We start from the raw sequence: 23897 nt of genomic DNA, 5'->3' as shown, positions 1-23897 counted from the left end.
ATGCGCTTAGTTCCGTTACTATCCAAATAAAACTTGGTGCACGCCGTTAACCTGGCAATGGTGTATTTTTTCTTAGAAACCATCAGCATGATTATTTCTAAGGGAGGTTACCATTGATGACCACGTTAAAGTATCTACGCCATAGTATCCTAATTGCGTGTTTTTTAAACTTGATTTTTGCCCTGACTCATTGGGCCGGCATTGCCAGCAACCATCTGTTGATCGCTACAAATTACGGGCTCAGCGCCCTGATTATTTTAATGGTTTTGTTGAATACGATCGTTTTGACACATCATCCGACAATCATGCTCCCCCAGCGACAACAAATTTGGCTGATCAACTTTGCTGCCCTACTGATTGCCTTTCTGACCGAGTGGTTATGAGCATTGTGCATATTGGTTGCGTTTTGTCATCACTTATCGCAAACTAAGGTTAATTCTTATATTAGGAGGCGCTTTTTATGAGTGATGTTAACAAGAAGTTCGATAGCAAGAAGGACCAGTTGAGCGGCAAGGCCAAAGAAGTCGAAGGTAAAGTAACCGGGGACCGTGCACGTGAAGCCCAGGGCAAAACACAATCCTTAATGGGCAAAGCTAAGGACAAATTAGCTGACGCAGAAGAAACTGTTAAGGGCGTCGTGGATGAAGCTAAGGATAAAATGAAGAAGAAATCTGACGATTAAAATTTGTCGTGGGCACGGCGCAAACGGATGGTGATCAAAATCACCATCCGTTTTTTATGATTACGCCACTTCAAATGAGAGCCCCCATCGGCGCACACAAAAACAACTTCGAGTAAGCTAGTACCTCGAAGTCACCTGTGGGGCTGTTTAGGGTGATGTTTAACATTTTTTGATGCCGAGCGTAACAGCCAGGCTGTCAATTGGCACTGTTCAATTGTGTTTTGACCGTCGAACCCGTGCCCACTGAACCACGAACATCATTATCAGGACAACGGCAATTGCACCGATTGCGGCTGGTATCACAGTCATTCCGGCTAACTCAGGCCCCATCGGCCCCAGCACACCTTCACCAATGAGCGCCCCAAGAACGCCAGCAATAATGTGACCGATCCAACCCCGCGATTGACTGGGGCTCATGATAGCACCTGCAAAAGCACCAACCGCCGCGCCAACAATCATTACCCATAACCAATGCATGCTGTCATCCCCTTTTTAGCGGCGGTGTTTGAACTGCCGCACTTCTCGAAACACAGTCAATCCTAATTGCCCAATTGCAATCAATAGTGACAATTTACCCCAAAAACCAGGGGTCTGTCGTTTAATTTTAGCCATTACGGACACCTCCATCTTTTGATAACGCTAACAAGTGCTACTTCAACAAATCCTTTTATGCCTAATCACAATTACTGCGGCTGAAGCGCCTGGGCAGCAACGGTTCCGATCACAATAAGTATCATCGCCCCGCTCACGACTGGCAACAACGTCATTCCAGCAACTGTTGGCCCGAACCATCCAAAAGACAGCTGGCCACCAAGTGCACCGAATAAGCCTGCGATTAAATTAATTGTCGTTTGACGCCGACCATGTGCGCCTACTGCATTTGCAACGATACCTATTGTTAGTCCTAATATCGCAACACCTATCCATCCCATTGTGAACACGCTCCATCCCGATATTGTGTGATTAAAATCATCATAACTATAATATTTATATTGAGCAATCAAAATGCTCATTGACCCGACTAATTCAGTAATGATGCATATCATTTCCAGTCAAACCAGTGTTCAAGCTATACTGAGACTATCAAAAGCTTACTAAATAAGCGATGAATAAACTTAATTTTTTAATCAAGAGGTGATTGTCATGGCAACAACTTACGGCATTTTCTATAACGGACAAGCGGGTAATGGGCAAGCGGCAACCGTCGCCCATCAAACCGCGCAAGCGCTATCGAACCACGGCATTGAGTCTCAATTACTGACAACACCAGGAATCCCCCGGGCAATTGCGTTAATTAAGCAAACGCTTCCTCAACTGTCAGCACTAATTATTATTGGTGGAGATGGCACACTGAACGTTGCAATGACAGCCACAATCCAAGCTGAAGCACATATTCGTATCGGCGTTATTCCCATGGGAACGGTTAATAATTTTGCCACCCGCTACCAATTACCAACTGACCCCCAAGCGGCCATCGAACTAATTTGTACTCAGCCGGCGACCCAAGCAGTCGGCATGCTAGTTTGTAATCAACGCCGGGCAGTCGTGAGTTCACTGACATTCGGTAATTTGGCTGACATTTCCAATGAAGTTCGACAATCTGAAAAGCAGCGATTCGGTAAATTAAGCTATCTTTACCGTGCTATTTGCCATATTGGTCACAATAAGTCACTGCCAATTCGATATCAATTCAAACACGAAGGAAGCCACACCTTAAAAACATGGTTCTGTTTGATTACAACGACCAAATCAGTCGGTGGGCACGTCTATAGCGCGTCTGCTCCAGGAAAAATGCATATTAGTCTACTTAACAACATTGGCTGGCGGCAAGTAATTCCATATATTTGGTTCGCACTAACGGGGAACTTGCAAAACTCCAAGGCCATTACACAGCTAACGGCAACCAGTGCACGAATTACGAGTGCAACTGGTCAAGCCGTGACGACACGTATTGACGGCGACCCAGCGGTTAAACTGCCAATTGAATTGACCTATTTGACAGACCGCTTCGAATTGATCGTACCAACAGTCATCGAATAACGACGTATTTTTTATTAATATAATCAACATATTGATTGCTTACTATTAACTTTTTGATTATAGTTAAACATAGTTATTAATTAATCCCAATTAACACAGGGAAAAAATAATAATGTTCACATCATAACTTTATTGGGGGGATTACGATGGCATCTGCTTATCGCAAATTTTGGGACAATCTTTTAAACTTTTCGGGTACAGCAACACGCTCTGAGTACTGGTGGCCCGTTATCATTAACTACATTCTTGGTGGTATTATCATTGCAATTATTCAGATGATTATGGGACACCCCATCGAGGATATTTACAATTGGAGCGATCTGAGTGTTAATACGATGAGTAAACTCATCGCATTAATCGTTTGGTTAGGAACGCTCTCGTTGAAGTTTCGGCGATTGCATGACAGTGATCACACTGCATGGTGGATTTTAATTGACTTAGTTCCAATAATTGGGACCATTTGGTTCTTCATCTTAATGGTGTTGCCGTCACGCTCAAATCGTTGGCAATAATTTAACTAGGCGCAACTTTTATTGGCTAAGCGGCCCATAATGGTTGCGCCTTTTGTGACTAAGCGCTGGCAGTTAATCATATTAATAGACGCACTAATTATGTGAATGTTATCATTAGTATAATAAATAACATCATTTCATTTAGGAGGTCCTGAGGATGTATCAAAATATTCTAGTCCCGCTTGATGGCTCTGATAATGCCTACATGGCTTTAAAACATGCGGTCAAACTAGCCCAGACGTTTAAATCTAAATTATTTCTGGTCAATGTTATTGATATTACACGACTGAATGCGTATAGTCCTGCAGCTTACGGGGGAACGCTATATACAAACCTTCTAAAAGTCGCAAAAGATAATAGTCAGGACATTCTGGATCGTGGTCAGCAAATGGCTTCGGCAGCACAAGTCGAATCCCTACCAATTCAAGTTAATAGTTCACCAAAAGCTAGCATTGCAACTGATATTCCCAAAAAATATGCAATTGATCTAATCGTCATGGGCAAATCCGGCACCAACGCGGTTTCTCGAATTTTGCTAGGCTCAACAACCGCGTACGTCGTACAAAAAGCGGAAGTCAACGTGACAGTCATTAACACAATTGACGACCCTGATTAGACGACTAATAGAAGGAGGGAAAAATCAATGATCAAAGAACGCCCTAAATTCAATTGGCTTCATCTGCTCATTTTCATTGTGGTCGTCGAAGCAATCGGTAGTCTGTCGGCATGGCTCGCGGGAGACATTAAGGCCGTTTACAATGGGCTCAACTTGCCAGTACTATCACCACCAGATGGCCTCTTTGGCATCGTTTGGCCGATCCTATATGCGCTGATTGCGATTGCTGGTTACTTAGTTTTCCAGCAGGCTACGACACACCGTGACCGCCTCATGGACGCCACCCTGTTTGGTATCCAGCTGTTACTAAACTTTATTTGGAGCATCATCTTTTTCAGCCAGTCGGCTTATTGGTGGGGCTTAGTCATTATCATTGTGCTTGATTTAGTCGTCTTACTTTGCATATTACAGTTCTATCGCAGTAGTCGGCTAGCCGCAATTTTGATGGTCCCCTACTTGGTCTGGATCTGTTTTGCAACTTATTTGACATTAGGCGTCGCATTATTAAATTAAATATAATCACAATTCAAATAACGATCCCATCAGTCATTGTTACTGATGGGACCGTTATCTTATTGTATTAAAGTTTTAACACGGCTTAACTGGTGTTGTCACCGCCAGGCCCCCGTGTATAGGCACTGATTACCAATCAACTATTTAAAGCGTTCTACGTTGTCGTTTTCTTGAACGATACGGCACAGCGTAATCTTGTGGCGCATCTTCCGGACTGGCACTCGTCCAATGGCCACTACCCTTTTTAGCTGGGCGGGCATCATCTTTGAGACACGTAAACCGTGAGCCGTGTTTATCCTGGATAATAAAAATTCGACTAAATTCGTTAATGGTATCGACTACCGTACAATCCGTATGCTTGATGTTGAACACATCCGTATAAACTTTACTCATTATTGTCCACCCCCTAGGAATTAGTATTTAACATTGTTAATATACCGCGTCTTGAATGACAAATCCATAAATATACATCTGCTGGTTATTATTACTAAAAAATGATAATCGTACAGGTCACTGATACCCCGATATACCGCCTAATTCGTTTAAATTTTCGCCCGCACCAATCGGCCTTGATAAATGAGTAATTAATCAGATGCAGTTGCATAATTGATACCTGTTTTCATTGTACAATCCTGGTCTCGTACGATATAATCAGAATATTCTTTTTGTAAAACTATTACAGTAAGATGGTGACGACTAGTCGCTTCAATGCTTTGGCGGCTTTATCGGCATCACCGAGTAGGTTATCAGTCCGCAAGCACGAACAACAGGGGGAGTATTCAATGAAAGTCATTAATGTCGCACTACACGTCAAGCCTGAGTTAACCACTCAGTATGAAGCCTTTATTCATGAGCTAGTGGTCAATTCATCACAAGAACCCGGTAACAGTTTCTACGGCCACTTCAAACAACTAGGTCATGACCATGACTACGAGATTATTGAGCACTGGCAAGACCAAGCCGCCGTGGATTTCCATAATAAAACACCGCACTTCCAGAACTTTCTCGCTCATATCAATGAGTATCTAATAACTGAGCCTGAAATTACCCGGATGGATCACTAACGACTTGGTACTGTAGTCACATGAGCGCAACTGACAGTCACCTATTGAATCACAAATTTGAGCCACCTTGGTTCAACTAACTTGCATTGAGGGGATGCTCCTGCGCGTACTCCTTAATGCTAAAATGCCAGCTGCCAAGCTGTAATCGCAAATCTGATTCCCGGCATCCGCTTAATTATTACCACTAATTTACAATAGCAACCTGTTCTTCACTAATCAGTAAAGACCGGTCATCGCCATTCGCTTCTATGAATCCTTAAAGCACATTTACAAAGGTCTTACTAGCCAATAAACGCCAGTAAGACCTTTACGATATCTCAAAGACAACTTTTATAGTCTAAAATCACCTCAAAGTAAATTTAGGCCTCATCTAATTACTGTACGTCAATATCTGAGACTTGATAGAACGCATTACCAGTATCTGCTATATTCCAAACACTGAGTAACACTTGATAGCCTTTTTCATTAGCAGAAATATTGACTTGATGGGTTACAAATTCACTAGGGATGGCACCATTGTCATTATAACTAGCTATCTTCTTGAAATCACTAAACTTAAGTGGTGCGTTTGGATTCCAGCCAGGCTCGGTAATATAGTAATCCCAAGTACTAGTTTTATGACTTGGCAGTTAACTGCCAAGTCACACTAAGATTGCCGGCCTTCACAGGTGTCTTATACCACCGTTTGGCATTTTGCTCGTCCAATGGTGCAAAGTTAGCAATACCGGCACTGGCAATTTTGCCATCAATAAATGTATTTTGGGGCGCTTCAATACTCTGTGGTTCATACATAACCGAACCAATATTGGTATTCAAAGGCCCACCTGGATACCAAGTACTCCCCAGATAAGCTCTGCCACCCGGGTTCGTCACAAAGCCATGTGCTGAAACTTGAATCACGCCACAACCTAAAAACGCGATCATCATACCAACTATAATAAATAAGTACCGTAATACATGATTCTTCTTGGTGCTCAACATAAGATCCCCTCCTCAATTGTCACTATAACGCCCTGACAACATGATAGCCACCAAGATGCACAGAGGCCCGAAATCTTTTCTATGCCTATCGATTCCAGCCTAATACTGAACAAGTCTGGAATGGTTGCCCTTGTCTATCATTCCAGATCCCTCATAAAAAATCCCTCATGTTTTTATGAGGGATCAATGAAACTACATGTTTATTGTGGAGCTATATTTCGATACGACTACCGCAGAACCGACAAGATCAATCATAAATATAATGGCGAGTCATCGGAAGGCCAGTTCCACTCGGAGCTTTCACTAATAGATATTGAATAACATCGATATTTCCGGCCTCAAAAGCAGCTGCACATGCCTGTAAATATAATTGCCACATGCGGTCAAATCGTTCCCCATAATTCTTGACGACCTGTTGTTCGACCTGCTGATAATTGTGATACCAGATTTCTAACGTCTTTTGGTAATGGCGCCGCAAGGGTTCAATGTCTGAAAATTGTAACTTAGCAGCCATAATATGTTTGAGATTCTCAGCAACATTTGGGATATAGCCCCCTGGGAAAATATATTGGTTAATAAATGGATCAACGCCGGCACCTTCATGTTGACCTGTAATGCCATGAATTAAAGCTCGGCCTCCTGGAACTAAGAACGCTTGAATTTTATTAAAGTATAACCCTAGATTTTCTTTACCAACATGTTCAAACATACCTACCGAGGTGACATAATCAAATTGGCCAGTGACTTCTCGATAGTCCTTTAACTGCACATGCACTTTTTCCTCCAAATGACGTTGCTTGATTTGCGCTTGTGTATAATCATACTGTTCTTGACTTAAAGTAATACCCGTTGCATCTAACCCAAACTCATCCGCGGCCATAAATAATAATGTTCCCCAACCACTCCCAACATCCAATAATCTTTTACCAGGCTGGGTTGCCAGCTTATTTAAAATATGTCTCACTTTATTGAGTTGTGCCTGTTTTAAAGTATCATCGTCATGTTCAAAGTACGCACAAGAGTAGGTCATGGTATCATCTAACCATAGTTTATAAAAATCATTGCCGATATCATAATGACTTTGAATATCTTTTGTGCTGCTTTTTTCGGAATGTGATAATTTTGGCAAGTGTTTCAAAAATGAATTATGTGTCAAAAAACTGTCTTTTTGGTGGTAAGCAGAGGCAATTAATTCCTGAATGCTCCCGTCTACTTCAATATCCCCATTCATGTATGCTTCACCTAAAACCAATGTTGGCTGATTAGTTAATAGCTTAATTGGGATTTCTTTATTTAATCGAACTTTAACAGCTGGCATGCCGGTACCATACCGTTCAATTTGCCCATCCCAATAAGTGACTTCAATAGTAATATCGAACGCTTTACTAAATAAGTTTTTATAAATGATTTTGTCTAACATAACAGTCTCCTATATAATGTTTTACGTATGAAACATTATATACCTGAATTTGATTTTCCGGAAGATTGATCGTCTTTATTTCACTGAACCTGTATTGAACAGCCAACGGTATTTCTAATAATAGCAATGATTGCCAGTTTTATTTATACTGAGAATTATGCTGTTCATAATATTTATATTGATAATCTTAAACTACTGATATTAAATTCAGAATGACCTATTTTTTAAATGACGAATTTACAATTGAAGTGCAACAAATGATCAAAAAGAAGACTCACAGCCTGAGTCCTTGTAAAATATAGTCACCACAACTTACTTACAAGGAGGACTCAGACTATGAGCCTATATCATCATCTTACCTTAAATGACCGTGAATGCCTACTAGTTGGGCTAACTTTAAAACAGTCTTACCAGGCCATTGCCCAACGCATCGGTTGTTCTAAAGCGACTATTTCACGGGAAGTTAGCCGGAATGGTGGTCGTTCTAAATATTCCGCAGTTAATGCGCAACTAAATTATGAGCGTCAACGTTTGAAAAGTCGACGGCCACGGATCTTATCGCAAACTGATATCCGGGCATTTGTCATTAATTGTATCGTCCATCGTAAATGGTCCCCAGAACAAATCGCAGGACGGCTAAATTTTGAGCATAGTAACTGGAAAATCAGTTACAACACAATTTATCGTGGAATTGCTTTGAATAATCTTGGTGAAAAGCGTAAAAGTCATGGTGCCCGTGGATTCGCCCGCCAATTAAGACATCGAGGTAAAACGCGCAAAGTTAAGGGAACTATCAAGGAACGGCGTGGTCGTTTTAACGATGTACCTTCAATCCACGACCGCCCACTTTCGGCTGAAAATAGAACTCGGTTTGGTCACTGGGAAGGTGACACAGTGCGTGGTAAAACCGGACGTTCAGCGCTGGTGACGCTGGTAGACCGTAAATCACGGTATTTATTAGCGGAACGGGTAAGTAAAGTCGCAGCTAAACCCGTGGCACAAGCTATGATGGACTTATTAAATAGCGTCACACCGGAACGGGTAAAGACACTTACACCTGATCGTGGAACTGAGTTTGCCAATTATCAAGACGTCATTGACACTTTAGAAATACCGGTATTTTTTCCAGATCCACACGCACCACAACAACGTGGAACCAATGAAAATACTAACGGTTTAATTCGTGAATATTTCCCCAAAGGAACTGATTTGAACGATTTAAATGACCAAGAGATTATCGCATTCGTCACAGATTTAAATAACCGTCCACGCAAGGTCTTGGGATGGAAAAGTCCAAGTGAAGTTTTCTTCGGCAAAAAGTTGCGCTTGATTTGACAATTCGTCATACCAAAAACTAATGTCTGTTGCCAAACATCGAGATTGTTCAGCATCAATATTTACTGCAGTCATTACATCTAAATTGCTTAAACTAAATGGAGGTATTACAAATGGATTTCATTATCGCAATTGGCGGCCTCATCACTGGCATTGGCCTCATCATCAATGTCTTTAACACCCGGATCAAGTATGGCTGGTTCACTCACTATCAGAGCAAAAGTCGTCCACTTAATTATGTTAGTTTATTATTAATCATAATAGGGTTAATTATTATTATTGGCAAAGCCTATCTAAACGGACAACTAAATTAACATAAAAACTAAATTGCTGATGCAGTACAGTATTCATTTGTATGTTAGCCTATATAGTGGTGACGTGAAATTTATATCACTATAACTAATTCATTTGTTTAAACTAAACACTACACTGGGGGATTCAATGATGAAACAGCAACAGAAATTAGCGCGTTTAACAACTGTTAATCAGCTTTTAGAACAGCTAAACACTTCAGTTCCAATTGAAAAAGTTGAAATCAGAAAATTAATTAGCCAAGCCTATGCAACTATCAACCAACCAGATTCAGTTACTAAGCGTTATCAACAAATACCCGACGCAATCAATGAATTAATCGGTCAACTTCAAGTGATGGCTGTCGCTAAACAATACCATTTCTCATCTGAACAAGATCAGTTAATTGCCAACTTAACAACTTCTACAAATAGAATGTTTGCCCACGGTTGGTATGGCCTAATTGCCATGAGCAGTGTTGGAAAGTAAACCTAGCAATTCATAAAGAGTGTTCCAGCTACGATTTGACCCATTGAAGGCATCCCCAAAAGAGCATCTTTTTAAAAGATTAGCGGGTCATGATGTCAATTTTTGTTACTGTTTGAACTTAACTGTAGTATAAAAGGCGCTCAGCAAATGAGCGCCTTTTATGTTACTGCTACAACTTTGATTATTGTTATATCAACGTTCCTACTTAACTTCCGAAGTATTCACAATCGGCTGCGTACCCCGCTCCGAAATAATGGTGACCATCATGTTATTGATCAGTTGCAGTTTCTTATCGTCTGATAGCTGCATCCCCGTATCTTTCTCTAAACGGGCGATCGTGTCTTCTGTAATTGAAACGGCCCCTTCCACGATGACCTTGCGAGCAGATAGAATTGCCGAAGATTGTTGGCGTTGTAACATCGCACTGGCGATTTCAGTCGCGTATGCGAGATGCGTTAAGCGTGTCTCAACGATCTCGACCCCCGCAACATTTAGCCGTTCTTGAAGTTCTTCCGTTAACCGGTCAGAAACTTCGGTTGGATTACTCCGCAGCGTAATCTTCTTGTCGTCATCAAACGTATCATATGGATATTCAGAGGCCACGTGCCGCACCGCTGATTCACTTTGAATCTCAACAAATTGTTCATAATCATCCACTGCAAAGAGTGCCATACTGGTATCAACAACTTTAAACACGATAACGGCCGCAATTTCCACGGGATTTCCCCGGAGGTCATTAACTTTTAAAATGGCACTGTTAAAATTGCGGACCCGCAGTGAAATGGAAAACTTACTGGTTAACGGAACGGTCATAAACAGCCCGGAATCACGAATTGTCCCGATATACTTACCAAAAAATGTTAACACGCGCGCCTCGTTGGGGCCCACAATTGTTAGCGAACTAGCCCCAAAGGCCGCAATAATAATTAACAATGCGCCCAAAAAGATACTCGCAAAATGATCGCCAGTCGCACCGGCCCAAACCAGCCAACCGCCAACTAACACAAATGCGATCGCTAACACTAGACCAATATAGCCATTGATATGAAACACTTGTTTTTCTTTCATCAAGACTACCCCCTTTGGCCCTTATTATAGCATAAGCGTCTCACATGCTCGCAAAGCTAAGTTCGATGGCAAGTTCCAAAGCCAGTGATGGCGATCGCCTTCGCGGCCCTCCCGGCTCAGCTATTCAAACGTGCGTGAAGTCCATCCCCATCAACGTGACTTAACTCGGCTTGCCACTTTTCCGCTCCCGTCCCGCAAAACACCAGGTCGTCATCATTAGCAATAGCGTGAATGGCCAAGCGACTTGGTAGGGGCGCATAAACGCAGCAGTTAACTCAATTTTGGGTTTGGCCTTAATCGCTGATGCAGCAGTCCTTATTCGCTGGTTAGTATGTTTAACTTGACTGTGAACCTTTTGGGCCACCAGCTGATGAATTTGAGCTTTGATACGCACTGGAGCGGACTGCAATGACCGTGCTTTTAACACTTGCATATAATTGGCAGCAACCAACCGGCGGGCCTTAGCCGCCGTGATTGGCTCGTGGACCATTTGCGCGGTTTGCTCAGTTGCTAATTGGTGGTCAACCACGCGTAACGTATCACGTTTGGCTTGCTTAGGAATTGATAAAGTAGTGACCGTCGTCGTTGCATACGTTCGTATCTGTGTCTTAGCCGTTGTCAAATTAGCGGCTAAAGCTGACACAAAAATGGCTACGGCCAACGATGTGCCAATTTGCCGAAACACGCCAATCACACTTTGTGACGCTGTCAGTAACTCACCGGTAAAATCACCGGCCGCTAATACCGTAATTGGCCCAATAATCGTGCCGTAGCCCGCACCAACCAGTAACGCCGCTAATGCAAACTGCCAGTACTGACTAGGACTCATCAGGCTAAGTACCCCATAACCCGTAGCCATTGCGAGACTACCACTAAAGATCACGCGCCGCGCACCAAGCTTTGCTAACAAGAAACCACTGATTGGTGAAAAAATAAAAATCATCATTGAAGCGGGCGTAATCATAATCGCCGCCATCAATTCCGTCTTACTTTGAACTTTCGTGAAGAAACTCGGCATCAAGACTAATAGTCCCACCATAAAGACCCCTGATAACACGGTCGCTAACGCCGCACCGTTAAACTGTCGGTCTTTAAATAGGGCTAATGGGACCATCGGCGCTGAGACGTGGGCCTCCATCCAGACAAAGGCAATCAATGTTAGCGCACTAGTGACGCCCAGGCTCAGGACTATGCGACTTGTCCATCCCCAGTCATTACCTTTAACCAGGACCAACGTCAATGCCAATAAGGTCGTCATCACTAAGGCACTCCCACCGAGGTCTAGTTTTGCTTGACCATGACTAGGGTGCCGCCATGATAGCCAGGCGATGCAACCACACAACGCGACGGCAACTAAAGGCACGTTAATCAGGAAAATTCCCCGCCACCCCCAAAATTGAGTGACCGCACCACCAATGGTTGGCCCTAACGCCGCGGCTAGCCCTTGCATCACGCCCAAGCTTGCAATGACCCCCGTGCGCCTGCTGAGTGCAACACTCTGAATACCAATCGTCATACTAGCCGGGAAGACGATGGCTGCACCAATACTTTGTATCGCTCGGCCAGTAATCAGCAGCCCGACACTGAGACTCAAGCCAGAAGTTAGTGAACCAATACCGAAGAGCCCGAGTCCAATCAAGTACATCCGCCCGCGTCCCCAGACATCCGCTAACCGACCGAGTGGAATCGCCAGACTAGCAAACAGGACGGTGTAAATATTCAGTGCCCACGACAGGTGCGTCAAATCAGTATTTAGTCTCGTCTGAATTGCTGGCAACGCAATATTCATAACCGTCGTATCAAGCATACATAGAAAAATGCCAATCATCATCATTGCAATTACTTTCGTCGATTTTTTCATCATAATCGCCTCCCGTTAAGTTAATGGGAGTATATCTGGTAAAATGGTCATAAATAAATACTTACGTTACAAAAAAGGAGATGTTGTAACCAATGAACCCACAAACACGAAAACGCCAAAATTTAACTGCGGTTTATGCGGCCTTACTACAGCTTATGTCGCAAAAATCACTCAGTCGGATTTCAATCACAGAACTTTGTCAGCACGCTCAGGTTTCTCGCACCTATTTTTACCGTAATTTCACCAACTTCGATCAGATTATTTTGGCCTATCAAAAACAGACTATCCTTCAATATCTGCGCCAATTACCGCGACAATCAAAGGTTAAATTGCAGGTATTGATGACTCAATATTTCACTCTCATGCAACAAATGGCAGCGACAAATGCGTTATTGATCAAAAATGAAAAAACCAGATTTTTATTCAAAGTTTCGAAGCCGTCTTTGCATTACTCATCAAACAAGACCGTATTATCGGTTCAAGCAATACCGCGCTTCGCCAACCGTACTACACGGCTTATTTTTCTGGTGCGGTCATCAATATGCTCGTTCATTGGCAACAGAATGGGATGGTTGAAACACCGGCCTATCTCGCTCAACAGGTCACTCGGTTCACTCTACGCGATAACGAAAGTAGGTCCTAAATAAAACGGGGTGCCGTTGCCGACATCCCGTTTAGTAGCTTCTTTAATTCACTTATCAACTCAGTCGCGATGGTAACGTTGTTTAACACGCTTCATCGCTTGTTTGCCACCAAACATCCGCTGAATTTTAGCCTGCTCCAACTGGCGTGAATTGAGTCCTTGATAGCTCATCTCACGTTGTAATTTTTGATAGCTTTGTAACCGTTCAGACGTTACCGTGCCCGCCTCAACTGCTGCCCGTACCGCACAACCAGGCTCGCTAGTATGGGTACAATCATTAAACTTACACTGTGTCGCCAATGCGGCAATTTCCGCGAAAGTTTGATTTAAATCACCCATGAAGATTTGTAACTCACGCATTCCTGGTGTATCAATGACGCAGGCGCCCGTTGGTAGCGGTATTAATTGCCGACTCGTCGTTGTGTGCCGCCCTTTGTCATCATCTGTACGAATCGATTTCGTCGCCAAGATATCCTGGCCCAACAATCGGTTAATCAAAGTCGACTTACCGACACCCGAAGAGCCCACGAAGGCCACCGTTTGACCAGTCGTTAGGTATGGTTGCAATTCATCCAAACCCTGACCCGTTTCGGCCGAACAAGTGATCGTTGGTACGCCGACACTGACATCCGCCACCGCCCGTAGCTTAGTGGCTAGATCCGTGCAGACATCCGCCTTGGTTAAGACAATGACCGGAAGTGCACCGCTATCCCACGCAATCGTCAGGTAACGTTCTAACCGCCGCACATTAAAATCCGCGTTCAATGACATGCAGATAAAGATGGTATTAATATTTGTCGCAATGATTTGGCCATCTTGGTGGTTCACAGCACCGCGCGCCAAGACACTCTGCCGTGGTTCGATTGCTTCAATCTGTGCCTGATTATCAGCGGATGAAGCCAGGTACACCCAATCCCCGACCGCCGGAAATGCCGCGGGACTGGCCGCTTCATAAGCCAGTTTTCCCGTAACTTGTGCTGAACGTTCCCCAGCCGTTGTGATGACTTGGTACCAATCGCGATGTTGGCCGATAATCCGGCCAAGTATTTGACCGTTTTCCTTAGTCAAGTCGACTTGAACCGCCGTCGTCAATCCATATTTAGTTAAATTAATTGTCAATTTTTATAATCCTCTCGCAAAGTGACTTACCCTAACGCTCTGCGAATTAAAAATGCACCCAATCTTATCCCAACTGTGCGCAAAAACCGTCCGGCATGTCTATCTGCCAGGCCATTCGTCACATTAGGGTACACGAAACTAAGCGGGTCCAACCCACTTTTTTCGCTCAACAACACCCTAACGAATGCCCGACATAAAACACCCCTCCTATATTTGATAATTACAATTTAACAAGTCTCACCAAAATTGTCAATTTAAATCGATTCACCACGGCAATTCAACGCTAATGTGCGCATTAAAGTCTTGCTGGCGCTTTAGTTTGGCTAACCGGGCGGCCTGCCGCTCTTGATAGCCCTGAGCCACAAACGTGTATTCTGGTTTATCAGCGACTAACAGTGGTAATTCAATATTACGGTCCGTCACCACGAACGTTGAAAAGCAGGTCAATCCCAAAAACCGTTCGCCGGTCTTCAAGTGTTCACCAATGATTTTAGTAAATACCTCGATTGAGCGGTGACCAACGCCCGAAACGTAAGATTCCGCACACATTGAGTCTTGTAACCGAAACGGCAATAAAAAATTGACCTGATCGACTGACACGGTCACCGTCTCAATTCGAGCCACTCGCGATGCGGCAATCGATGAATTATCATCGATAGTCGCCAAGATTTTCCCGCCGAAAACCGTGTCGTGCTCATTCAAATCGGCTGAGAACACACGGTGATTGCTAATTGATAAAGTCTGTGAAATATGAATTGGTTCCATGTCTGCACCCCGTCATCTTTAATAATTTTCATTGATATCGCTGTAAACGACGAAACCTGCTAATTGGCCGGCTAGTCATGCCATCGCCCACGTTAATGCTCATGCCAGGTTAACTGTGATAAAGTTTGCCTATTCGCCACGATTAATCCGCAACCGATTGCCAATACTTCGTCGCAAACGCCCAAAATTTAGCAACCACGGCAGCGTGATTATCGGGACGCTTCATGAAAGCCATCTGACTGCGAATAGTTGGCGTCAGTGGAATTGCTTTAATGTTGTCAAAACCAGTGAGATCAAATGACCGCGCCATGACAACCGAGACACCATCACCCTGATTCAGCATTTCTAAAATGAGATCAATTCGTTGACCATCATAGACCATCTGTGGCGTATGCATTTTTTGAAATGCCGAAAACAACGGGTTATCTTCACCGATGGTATCTTTCAATAATAAAATTGATTCATGTGCCAGCATCGACAGACTAATCTCAGCTTGTTGCGCCAACGGATCGTCTTTCGGAACAAGGACCACAAACTGATCGGTCTCATTCAATAAAACGTCATAATTATTGGGTTGATCCCCGAAAATCCGTGTAAATACAATGTCGACATTCGTATGATCCAGTGCATGCGCTAACCGATCGACACTCGCCTCACTAAATTGTAATTTCACTTCCGGATACCGCTTCGTAAATGCCGTGATAATATGAAAAGCCTGGTATTGTGCTAAAGATGGTAGTCCCTGAACAACCAGCGACTGCGCATTATGAGCGGTATTAGCGGCCAGAGCTTGTTGTAACTGACGCTCTTCGCGCAGAATTGCTTGGGCCCGTGGCAATAATTGTTGCCCAATCCGTGTTAACGTGACTTGCCGATGCTCACGTTCAAATAATTGGACCTGCCAATCGCGCTCTAAAGCCATAATGTACTTTGAAATGGTCGACTGTGACAAAAACATGCGTTCAGCACTGCGACTATAGTTCTGGGTCGTGGCAAGGTCAACAAACACTGCCAATTTCCGTGTTTCCATAATTAACCCTCTTCTAACTATTCCTATTTAGAATAGTTTACCACATATTCAGAATTGTTCTTATCCGAAACAAGCTCTAAACTAATAGCTGTTGTTTTTATCAATTAAATATTGAGGAGGGCTTGCGTGCCAATTGGAATTATTACTAACGTGTGTGCAATCTTTTTCGGGGGTATTGTCGGCGCATTGACCGGCAAACGAATGTCACAACGTTTAAAAGATGGGCTGAATATGTCCTTTGGGATCTGTTCCATGTGTATGGGGATTTACGCGATTGCACCACTAAAAAATCTAGCGGCGGTCATCTTTGCCGTTATTATCGGAACAGGTATTGGATTACTTTGCCATTTGGGAACTGCAATCAATCACGGCGCTGCCGCGATGCAACGTTTCATTTCACGGTTTGTCAAAGCACCAGCAACTTTTGAGAAACAGGCTTTTGAACAGACAATGGTCACGGTAATCGTACTATTTTGTGCCAGTGGAACTGGTATTTACGGGACTTTAACTGAAGGGATGAACGGCGACGCCACAATTTTAATTTCCAAATCGATTCTGGACTTCTTTGCTGCGGTAATTTTCGGTGCTAACTTAGGGTTAGTTGTTTCCTTAATTGCTGTTCCCCAACTAATCATCCTGACAGCTTTATTCTTAGTCGCTCACCTAGTCTTTCCCTTGACCACTCCTGACATGATTCTAGATTTCAAAGCGGTCGGTGGTATTTTAATGGTTGCCAGCGGCTTTCGCATTATTGCCGTCAAGATGTTTCCGACCGCCGATATGATTCCGATGATGGTCGTTATCATGCCGATTTCATGGTTATGGATGAATTTTGTATTGCCATTATTACAGATAAACTAATTGAAGGATAAATTAAAAAGCAGTTCTGAGCCCACAATTATAGCTTGCTCAGAACTGCTTTTAGTCAGCACGTAGAAGGCTTGCAATAGCAGGTCAACCAGTCGGCTGATAATAAAATCCAGTGGCCATTGTTCACTAAACTTAAAAAAGAGCGCACTAAAGTTAATACCAACCACGCACTCCAATCAGCCAACCGACAAGGGACGAGCCAAAAATCCCTCGTGGGTCGCAGGCAATTCTAACGGCGTCAACTGGTATAACTGTGTTTGATAGCACGCTAGTCCACGTTGTAAATCAAGAACCTCGACACGGCGGGGCGCATGGGTCAAGCCACAGCCCACTAACTTTAATACCGCTTCTTTAGCCGTCCAAAGTTGCCACCCTAACCGATAACGATCTTGCACCGATAAAGCCTGTAATAGCTGCCATTCCGCCGATGTAAAGGCTCGCCGAATGGCAGTCACATCATATGGACGGACCTGTTCAACATCAATCCCCAGAGGTCCCGGACCGACCGCCACCATCACTAACTGGTGCGTGTGACTAACACTAACACCTAATCGAGGATGACTTGGAAAATAGGGCTGTCCCAATCGATGATAAGCTAATGGTACCGATAACACTTGCTGAATTAATTGGCGACTCACGGTTCGCTGAGTGACCCGTCGCATTTTTTTAGAAACATCGACCGGCATCTGAAGCCACTGCCGTTTAAAGACAACTTGAGTGATTGGCATTAACTTAAGTGGACCCCTTTATCCACGTATACCACGTCCCCGGTCATTCCAGTCGAGAGATCGCTTAATAAAAAGGCAGCCACGTTGCCGATCTCACGCGTTTTTACCGGTTCTCCATCAACTGTCATACTGCGAGATAATTTTAATAATTGCTGATGCTCATGAATACCCGTTACCGCCAACGTTTTGACTGCTCCGGCTGAAATTGCATTCACGCGGACTTGTTGTGGTCCAAGGTCACGTGCCAAGTAACGCACATTTGCTTCCAACGCGGCCTTAGCAACCCCCATCATATTGTAATTTGGTACGGCTCGCTCTGATCCAAAATACGTCAACGTTACGAGACTGGCTCCTGGTTTCAGCATTGGCCGAGCTGCTCGGGCAACTGCAATCAGCGAATACGCACTAATATTTTGTGCCAAATCATATCCAGCTTTCGTGGTATTCACAAAATCACCTTCTAACGTTGCTTTATCCGCATAAGCAATCGCATGGATAATCCCATCGATGACACCATACTGTTGTTTAATGCTTGCAAATGCCCGATCAACATTGTCATCATCAGCAACATCACAGGCAATTAACGGCACATCTGGCGCAACAAACCGCTGTAAACTTTGCTTCAAACGGTCATTTTGGTAAGTCAAGATAACCTGGGCCCCCTGTGCAATTAATGCCTCGGTACACCCCCAGGCAATACTGCGCTGATTGGCCACACCCATGACCACAATGGTCTTACCCGATAAAATTCCATCCATACTTATCATTCCTCACTTATTCAAAATTGCCGATAACGGGCTTGGCGTTGCGTAACCAGTTCCGTCACCGACTTTGCTGTTAAAGCAGTTAATGTCTCGTCAATGGCTGTTTTCAGCGGTTGACAATCTGCTGCGGTTGCTACTTCAGGAATAATCCGATCGATAATCCCATCTGCCAATAATTCTGTCGGCGTCAAGCGCATTTTTTCCGCAGCTTCAGCAGCACGTTGCGATTCTTTCCATAAAATAGTGGCATAGCCTTCAGGCGATAACACCGAGTAAGTACTATTCGCCAACATCCAGACTTGATCACCACATGCTAAGGCTAATGCACCACCACTGCCACCTTCACCAACAATCAAACTCAAAAATGGTACTCGCAATTGTAATCCTGCTAACAAACAGTCAGCAATTGCTCGTCCTTGTCCCTCATATTCCGCATCAACACCCGGATAGGCACCCGGCGTGTTGATTAAGGTCACGACCGGCTGCCGTAATTGTTCTGCTTGCCGCATTAACCGCAATGCTTTTCGATAACCGCTAGGCGTCGCACAGCCAAAATGCCGAGCTTGATTCTCGGCCAAATTTTGACCCTTCTGAATACCAATAATGGTGACGGGCCGTTGGGCAATTGTTGCTAAGCCGGCGATTACAGCTGGATCATCCGCCCGTTGACGATCACCATGACAATCAAAAAAATCCTCTGTCAAGCCATCAATCAACGTTTGAATGCTAATCTTACTAGCATCCCGGGCTGCTTGAACTTGTTCGTAGGCCGTTACTTTAGACATCCTGATGACCTCCCTGAGTGATTGTTAATAATCGTTGTAGTGTTTTCCGTAAGGCTGGTCGGGGCACAATTTGATCTAACCATCCATTGGCCAATAAGGTTTCCGCCCGTTGGAAATCCGCAGGTGGTGTCTGTTGAATGGTTTGTTCAATGACTCGCCGACCCGCGAATCCAATGAGCGCTCGTGGCTCGCTCAACATAATGTCACCCTGCATCGCAAAACTAGCCGTGACACCACCAGTGGTTGGATCAGTTAAAATTGTAATATACAATAGTCCAGCTTTTCGGTGATTTGCAACCGCCGTGGACACCTTAGCCATTTGCATCAATGCACGAGCGCCTTCTTGCATACGCGCCCCGCCAGAAGCAGTAACCATCACAACGGGAAGTTTTTGGGTCGTACAAGTTTCAAATAATCGCGTAATTTTCTCACCGGTTGCCGCCCCCAAACTCCCCATCATAAATTTAGTTTCCATGACACCTAACCCAAATTGATAAGTCGCTAACGTCCCAATACCAGTCAATACGCTCTCATTCAAGTGTGAGGCTGCTTTGGCACGCTGCAACTTTTCTAAATATGCAGGGTCATCAAAACTAACGGGCGCACTCAGGTCCGCATCCCGCTCTTCAAAACTCGCCGTCAATTGTTGAACACGTTGCCAAGCAGGCAAGCGAAACCCATAATCACAATGGGGACATACCTTGAATTCACCGAGATCTTGGGTATAACAATCTTCATGACAAACTGGACAGCGCGTCAATAACGCGTCTGGGATATTATCCCGTCGAACAGCTAACTGCCGTTCAGTGGGTGCTTGAAACTTGCGCTTGGGCATCACTTAACCATCCTTTCAAAAAGTCTTGTTCGATATAAGCTGTGGTATAGGTACCACGGCCAACAGTCGAATCTGCAACTAATCCTGCTAAGAAGGTCCGGTTCGTTTGAACCCCATCGATGGTTAATTCCAATAAACAACGATGCATCTTGCGACTGACCCTCTTCCGATTAATACCGTGAACAATGATTTTGGCAATCATCGAGTCGTAAAACGGTGCAATCATGCTACCAGTCACCACACCAGCATCAATCCGGACTCCCAGTGTCCCCATTGGGTAGATCAACCGGGTGATTTTTCCAGGTTGCGGTCGAAAATCGTGGTACGGATCCTCCGCATTCAAGCGACACTCCATGGCAACACCATGAATTTTCACATCCGCCTGTTTAATTTTTAATGGCATACCAGCTGCAATTTGTACTTGCGCTTTAATCAATTCAATACCCGTTACCATTTCAGTAACCGTATGTTCAACTTGCAACCGCGTATTCATTTCCAAAAAATAAAAATGATGCTGCTGATCCATTAAAAACTCATAGGTACCCGTATTTGTATAACCCAACTTTTTGGTTGCGTTAGCCACTAATTGTCCCAATTTGGTCCGTTCAGCAGTCGTGATGACCGCACATGGACTCTCCTCTAACACTTTTTGATGATTCCGTTGTAGCGAACAATCGCGCTCTGGTAGATAAATAACATGCCCCTGTTGATCGGCTAATACCTGCACTTCGATATGCTTCGCCGGGGCAATGATTTTTTCTAAGTACAACCGATGATCATCGTATGAAGCTTGAGCTTCCTGCTGAGCGGTTCGAAAAGCCTTCGCTAAATCTTGATCATTGCTAACAGCGCGAATCCCTTTACCGCCACCCCCAGCAGCGGCTTTGATCATAACTGGGTAACCTAAGGTATGGGCCGCTTGCATAGCCGCCTCAATATCCTTAAGCACCGATGGACTGCCGGGAATCACGGGTACGCCTAATCGTTGCATGGTCTGCCGGGCATTTTCTTTGTCACCCATCTGGTCAATCACCTCAGGACGCGGTCCAATAAACGTTAACTGACAATCCGCACACATTTTGGCAAATTCCGCATTCTCAGATAAAAAGCCGTAGCCTGGATGAATCGCCTGACACCCGGTCAAATTAGCAGCGCTAATAATTGCTTGCATATTCAAATATGACTGGTTGACGGGACTCGCCCCAATACAGACCGCCTCATCAGCCAGATGTACAAATAAGCTCTCCTGATCAGCCACTGAATAGACAGCGACCGCTTTAATCCCCATCTCATGAAGCGCGCGAATAACTTGGACCGCAATTTCACCACGGTTCGCGACTAAGACTTTTTTAAACAATCGCCATACCTCCTTCAGGCTTGCATTACAAAGGTTAAATCAGCACTAACAACCTCACGACCAGCACAGGTAATCACGCCATGGCCTGTTCCGATTTGACGACGCAACTTAGTTAACGTTACCATCGCTTCTAACCGGTCACCTGGGCGCACATCCGTCTTAAAATCAGCCTGCCGAATTCCGCCAAAAAAGACGTTATTACCATGATGTTCTGGCATCGATAGTAAAGCCACAACTCCCGTTTGAGCCAAAATTTCTAATAATACTGGCCGAATCATCGTTCTTCCGGTCAGTGTCGGACTCTGAAAAAGCCATTCATTAATCGTGACTAATTTTTCCGCTGTTGCGCTGACACCTGGTTGGACCGCTATGATACGGTCTAATAATTGCAGCGGAAACCGTTGGGGAATTAAATCCGTAACTTCCATTAAACGGTCGTCTCCTCAATTGCAAACAATGGTTCATCAAATTCAACCATAGTTGCATTCTTAATTAAAACTTCTTTAACGATCCCACTAACTGGGCTAGGGACTTCGTTGATCATTTTCATTGCTTCGATTACACACAAGGTTTCCCCTGACTTGACACGATCACCCACCTGAATAAACGGCGCCTGTTTCGGGTCGGCAGCTAAGTAAGCCACCCCAACTAGGGGCGCCGTGACCATCGTTGTTCCCGATTGAGTCGCCACTTCAGTCGTCGGTTTGACCACTGGTACCGTAGAGTCGGTCACTGCCGGCTGTGAACGCGCTGAATTTGTCTCAGCAGTTTCAGCTTGTTTATTCAAATGCAGTTCAAAGGTTGTCGTCTTGACGTCCATGACTTGAGCGCTGGATTGATTAAACTGATTGATCAGGGCGGTCATCGCTTCCGTATCCGTCATACTCATACATTCACCCACTTCTTAAAGGCAACCACGGCATTATGGCCCCCAAAACCAAATGAATTACTCAAAGCATAGGTTGCGGCTTGATGTTGAGTTGCTGGCGTTACTAAATTGACTGGACACTCAGGATCTTGGTCCGTACAACCAATATTCGCAGGTAACTGACCCGCTTGCAGAGCACCAATCGTTGCAACAGCTTCAATTGCACCCGCAGCGCCTAATAAGTGCCCCGTCATTCCTTTAGTACTGCTGACTTGTACATCTTGACCAAACAACGCGCTAATTGCTTGAGCTTCGGCACTATCATTCGCATGTGTGGCTGTTCCATGAGCATTGATGTAATCCACATCACGCGGCTGAATGCCGGCTTCCGCAACGGCTTGTTGCATTGCACGTTTGGCACCAGCACCATCCGGTCGGGGGGCTGTCATATGATAAGCATCGCTAGTCGTTCCGTAACCCACGACTTCACCAAGAATCTGGGCGCCTCGGGCTTGGGCATGGGCCAACGTTTCTAAGACTAACGTCGCACCCCCTTCACCCATCACAAACCCATTGCGTTGACGATCAAACGGTAACGAAGCCAACGTTGGGTCAGTGGCTTTCGACAACGCAGTCAGGGACGCAAACCCTGCAATACCGATTTCGTTGACGGAAGCTTCTGAACCACCCGTGATGATCACATCTGCCTTTCCTTGACGCAAATATTCAAACGCATCGCCGATGGCATTCGTCGCCGACGCACACGCGGTCACAATCGCTTGACTGGTATTCTGTGCGTTAAATTGCATCGCGATATTACCAACAACCATGTTGATGATTGAATTAGGGACGAATAACGGTGAAACTCGTTTGGGACTCTTGTCGTGCATCTTGATCACTTGCGCTTCAATCGTCGTTAAACCACCGATACCCGAACCATAAATAACGCCTAATCGTTCTGGATCAATATTTGCTTCATTTAGTCCGGCTTGCGCCATCGCTTCACTTGCACTGTATAGACCATAAACGGAAAATAAATCCAATCTTTTCGCTAATTTCTTTTCAATTCGTTCTTCTGGCTGAAAATCCTTAACCTCACCGGCAACTGTAATCCCAGTGGGCGTCGCGTCAAACTTCGTGATGGGCTTAATCCCAACTTGTCCCGCGAATAACCCCGTTAAAAATTCATCAACACTATTACCGAGGGGCGTCACCGCACCCATTCCAGTCACAACTACTCGTTCTGTCATTGGATAACCTC

Annotated in this window: 29 protein-coding genes and 1 pseudogene; 12 read left to right on the top strand and 18 right to left on the bottom strand. The window is 44.5% G+C overall.

Annotation, left to right across the window (positions count from 1 at the left end):
• Positions 1-116 precede the first annotated feature (116 nt).
• Together V7R88_RS06570 and V7R88_RS06565 are read left to right on the top strand one after the other, a co-directional pair.
• Positions 117-383, top strand: coding sequence for a hypothetical protein (locus V7R88_RS06570; protein ID WP_054399198.1), 267 nt, complete (start codon positions 117-119; stop codon positions 381-383).
• Positions 384-460: 77 nt separating this feature from the next.
• Positions 461-682: a CsbD family protein gene (locus V7R88_RS06565; protein ID WP_003640447.1), complete on the top strand. Its 222-nt coding sequence runs from the start codon at positions 461-463 to the stop codon at positions 680-682.
• A gap of 210 nt (positions 683-892) precedes the next feature.
• Here V7R88_RS06565 and V7R88_RS06560 read toward each other — a convergent pair whose 3' ends face one another.
• Together V7R88_RS06560 and V7R88_RS06555 are read right to left on the bottom strand one after the other, a co-directional pair.
• Positions 893-1159 carry a GlsB/YeaQ/YmgE family stress response membrane protein gene (locus V7R88_RS06560; RefSeq protein ID WP_003640446.1) on the bottom strand — a complete coding sequence of 89 codons (267 nt, stop codon included), beginning with the start codon at positions 1157-1159 and terminating at the stop codon, positions 893-895.
• Between the two features lie 206 nt (positions 1160-1365).
• On the bottom strand, positions 1366-1695 hold the full coding sequence (locus V7R88_RS06555; protein ID WP_225588454.1) for a hypothetical protein: 330 nt from the start codon (positions 1693-1695) through the stop codon (positions 1366-1368).
• A 130-nt stretch (positions 1696-1825) separates the two neighbouring features.
• On the opposite strand from V7R88_RS06555, the gene V7R88_RS06550 reads away from it, so the two are divergent.
• From V7R88_RS06550 to V7R88_RS06535, 4 genes are all read left to right on the top strand, one after another.
• Entirely contained in the window at positions 1826-2722 is an 897-nt protein-coding gene (locus V7R88_RS06550) for a diacylglycerol/lipid kinase family protein (RefSeq protein WP_054399200.1), read from the top strand.
• 146 nt (positions 2723-2868) lie between these two features.
• Complete coding sequence (locus V7R88_RS06545; protein WP_003640442.1) at positions 2869-3234, top strand: DUF805 domain-containing protein; 366 nt, start codon at positions 2869-2871, stop codon at positions 3232-3234.
• Between the two features lie 157 nt (positions 3235-3391).
• The gene (locus V7R88_RS06540; RefSeq protein WP_003644345.1) at positions 3392-3850 is read left to right on the top strand and encodes a universal stress protein; all 459 of its coding nucleotides are present in this window, start codon (positions 3392-3394) and stop codon (positions 3848-3850) included.
• Between the two features lie 27 nt (positions 3851-3877).
• The gene (locus tag V7R88_RS06535) at positions 3878-4363 is read left to right on the top strand and encodes a TspO/MBR family protein (RefSeq protein WP_003644344.1); all 486 of its coding nucleotides are present in this window, start codon (positions 3878-3880) and stop codon (positions 4361-4363) included.
• A gap of 144 nt (positions 4364-4507) precedes the next feature.
• Here V7R88_RS06535 and V7R88_RS06530 read toward each other — a convergent pair whose 3' ends face one another.
• Positions 4508-4756, bottom strand: coding sequence for a hypothetical protein (locus V7R88_RS06530; RefSeq protein WP_003640439.1), 249 nt, complete (start codon positions 4754-4756; stop codon positions 4508-4510).
• Positions 4757-5145: 389 nt separating this feature from the next.
• Between V7R88_RS06530 and V7R88_RS06525 the strand changes: the two genes are divergently transcribed.
• Positions 5146-5427: a putative quinol monooxygenase gene (locus V7R88_RS06525; RefSeq protein ID WP_054399202.1), complete on the top strand. Its 282-nt coding sequence runs from the start codon at positions 5146-5148 to the stop codon at positions 5425-5427.
• Between the two features lie 374 nt (positions 5428-5801).
• On the opposite strand, the pseudogene V7R88_RS06520 reads toward V7R88_RS06525, so the two are convergent.
• Together V7R88_RS06520 and V7R88_RS06515 are read right to left on the bottom strand one after the other, a co-directional pair.
• Positions 5802-6408 (bottom strand): annotated as a pseudogene (locus V7R88_RS06520) (lytic polysaccharide monooxygenase).
• A gap of 247 nt (positions 6409-6655) precedes the next feature.
• Entirely contained in the window at positions 6656-7828 is a 1173-nt protein-coding gene (locus V7R88_RS06515) for an SAM-dependent methyltransferase (RefSeq protein WP_057717306.1), read from the bottom strand.
• A 336-nt stretch (positions 7829-8164) separates the two neighbouring features.
• Here V7R88_RS06515 and V7R88_RS06510 point away from each other — a divergent pair, with 336 nt between their 5' ends.
• The 3 genes from V7R88_RS06510 (at position 8165) to V7R88_RS06500 (ending at position 9943) form a co-directional block, all read left to right on the top strand.
• Positions 8165-9163: an IS30 family transposase gene (locus V7R88_RS06510; protein ID WP_016527164.1), complete on the top strand. Its 999-nt coding sequence runs from the start codon at positions 8165-8167 to the stop codon at positions 9161-9163.
• A gap of 113 nt (positions 9164-9276) precedes the next feature.
• Entirely contained in the window at positions 9277-9477 is a 201-nt protein-coding gene (locus tag V7R88_RS06505) for a hypothetical protein (RefSeq protein WP_003645107.1), read from the top strand.
• Between the two features lie 127 nt (positions 9478-9604).
• A complete protein-coding gene (locus V7R88_RS06500; RefSeq protein ID WP_057717375.1) occupies positions 9605-9943 on the top strand; it encodes a hypothetical protein in 339 nt (112 codons plus the stop codon).
• 201 nt (positions 9944-10144) lie between these two features.
• Here the strand turns inward: V7R88_RS06500 and V7R88_RS06495 are convergent, their stop codons facing one another.
• Positions 10145-11011: an SPFH domain-containing protein gene (locus V7R88_RS06495; RefSeq protein ID WP_011101510.1), complete on the bottom strand. Its 867-nt coding sequence runs from the start codon at positions 11009-11011 to the stop codon at positions 10145-10147.
• 160 nt (positions 11012-11171) lie between these two features.
• On the bottom strand, positions 11172-12875 hold the full coding sequence (locus V7R88_RS06490; RefSeq protein WP_057717374.1) for an MFS transporter: 1704 nt from the start codon (positions 12873-12875) through the stop codon (positions 11172-11174).
• Between the two features lie 89 nt (positions 12876-12964).
• On the opposite strand from V7R88_RS06490, the gene V7R88_RS06485 reads away from it, so the two are divergent.
• A complete protein-coding gene (locus V7R88_RS06485) occupies positions 12965-13519 on the top strand; it encodes a TetR/AcrR family transcriptional regulator (protein WP_420908157.1) in 555 nt (184 codons plus the stop codon).
• A gap of 56 nt (positions 13520-13575) precedes the next feature.
• Here V7R88_RS06485 and rsgA read toward each other — a convergent pair whose 3' ends face one another.
• From rsgA to V7R88_RS06470, 3 genes are all read right to left on the bottom strand, one after another.
• Complete coding sequence (gene rsgA, locus V7R88_RS06480) at positions 13576-14634, bottom strand: ribosome small subunit-dependent GTPase A (RefSeq protein WP_054398108.1); 1059 nt, start codon at positions 14632-14634, stop codon at positions 13576-13578.
• Between the two features lie 264 nt (positions 14635-14898).
• Positions 14899-15399 (bottom strand): acyl-CoA thioesterase, encoded by a 501-nt coding sequence (locus V7R88_RS06475; protein WP_003645113.1) that lies wholly within the window; start codon positions 15397-15399, stop codon positions 14899-14901.
• Between the two features lie 142 nt (positions 15400-15541).
• Positions 15542-16429, bottom strand: coding sequence for a LysR family transcriptional regulator (locus V7R88_RS06470; RefSeq protein WP_054398110.1), 888 nt, complete (start codon positions 16427-16429; stop codon positions 15542-15544).
• A gap of 126 nt (positions 16430-16555) precedes the next feature.
• Here V7R88_RS06470 and V7R88_RS06465 point away from each other — a divergent pair, with 126 nt between their 5' ends.
• Positions 16556-17290, top strand: a complete 735-nt coding sequence (locus tag V7R88_RS06465) for a DUF554 domain-containing protein (RefSeq protein ID WP_054398113.1) — start codon at positions 16556-16558, stop codon at positions 17288-17290.
• A 185-nt stretch (positions 17291-17475) separates the two neighbouring features.
• Here the strand turns inward: V7R88_RS06465 and V7R88_RS06460 are convergent, their stop codons facing one another.
• The 8 genes from V7R88_RS06460 to fabF are packed head-to-tail and all read right to left on the bottom strand — an operon-like array spanning position 17476 to position 23886.
• Positions 17476-18027, bottom strand: coding sequence for a 4'-phosphopantetheinyl transferase family protein (locus V7R88_RS06460; protein ID WP_003645116.1), 552 nt, complete (start codon positions 18025-18027; stop codon positions 17476-17478).
• A complete protein-coding gene (gene fabI / locus V7R88_RS06455) occupies positions 18027-18785 on the bottom strand; it encodes an enoyl-ACP reductase FabI (RefSeq protein ID WP_054398117.1) in 759 nt (252 codons plus the stop codon). Before fabI ends, V7R88_RS06460 begins: the two co-directional genes overlap by 1 nt.
• Before the next feature lie 20 nt (positions 18786-18805).
• Positions 18806-19576 (bottom strand): acetyl-CoA carboxylase carboxyltransferase subunit alpha, encoded by a 771-nt coding sequence (accA, locus tag V7R88_RS06450; protein ID WP_003640418.1) that lies wholly within the window; start codon positions 19574-19576, stop codon positions 18806-18808.
• Positions 19569-20411, bottom strand: a complete 843-nt coding sequence (locus V7R88_RS06445; RefSeq protein ID WP_003645119.1) for an acetyl-CoA carboxylase carboxyltransferase subunit beta — start codon at positions 20409-20411, stop codon at positions 19569-19571. The genes accA and V7R88_RS06445 overlap by 8 nt, the downstream gene beginning before the upstream one ends.
• On the bottom strand, positions 20380-21768 hold the full coding sequence (locus V7R88_RS06440; protein ID WP_054398119.1) for an acetyl-CoA carboxylase biotin carboxylase subunit: 1389 nt from the start codon (positions 21766-21768) through the stop codon (positions 20380-20382). The genes V7R88_RS06445 and V7R88_RS06440 overlap by 32 nt, the downstream gene beginning before the upstream one ends.
• Before the next feature lie 14 nt (positions 21769-21782).
• Positions 21783-22196: a 3-hydroxyacyl-ACP dehydratase FabZ family protein gene (locus V7R88_RS06435; protein ID WP_054398121.1), complete on the bottom strand. Its 414-nt coding sequence runs from the start codon at positions 22194-22196 to the stop codon at positions 21783-21785.
• Complete coding sequence (locus tag V7R88_RS06430) at positions 22196-22657, bottom strand: acetyl-CoA carboxylase biotin carboxyl carrier protein (RefSeq protein ID WP_054398123.1); 462 nt, start codon at positions 22655-22657, stop codon at positions 22196-22198. Before V7R88_RS06430 ends, V7R88_RS06435 begins: the two co-directional genes overlap by 1 nt.
• Positions 22654-23886 carry a beta-ketoacyl-ACP synthase II gene (gene fabF, locus V7R88_RS06425; RefSeq protein ID WP_003644335.1) on the bottom strand — a complete coding sequence of 411 codons (1233 nt, stop codon included), beginning with the start codon at positions 23884-23886 and terminating at the stop codon, positions 22654-22656. The genes V7R88_RS06430 and fabF overlap by 4 nt, the downstream gene beginning before the upstream one ends.
• Positions 23887-23897: the final 11 nt, after the last annotated feature.

Source organism: Lactiplantibacillus argentoratensis (assembly GCF_037290055.1).
Lineage (GTDB): Bacteria > Bacillota > Bacilli > Lactobacillales > Lactobacillaceae > Lactiplantibacillus > Lactiplantibacillus plantarum.
This window is presented reverse-complemented; position numbering and strand designations above follow the sequence as displayed.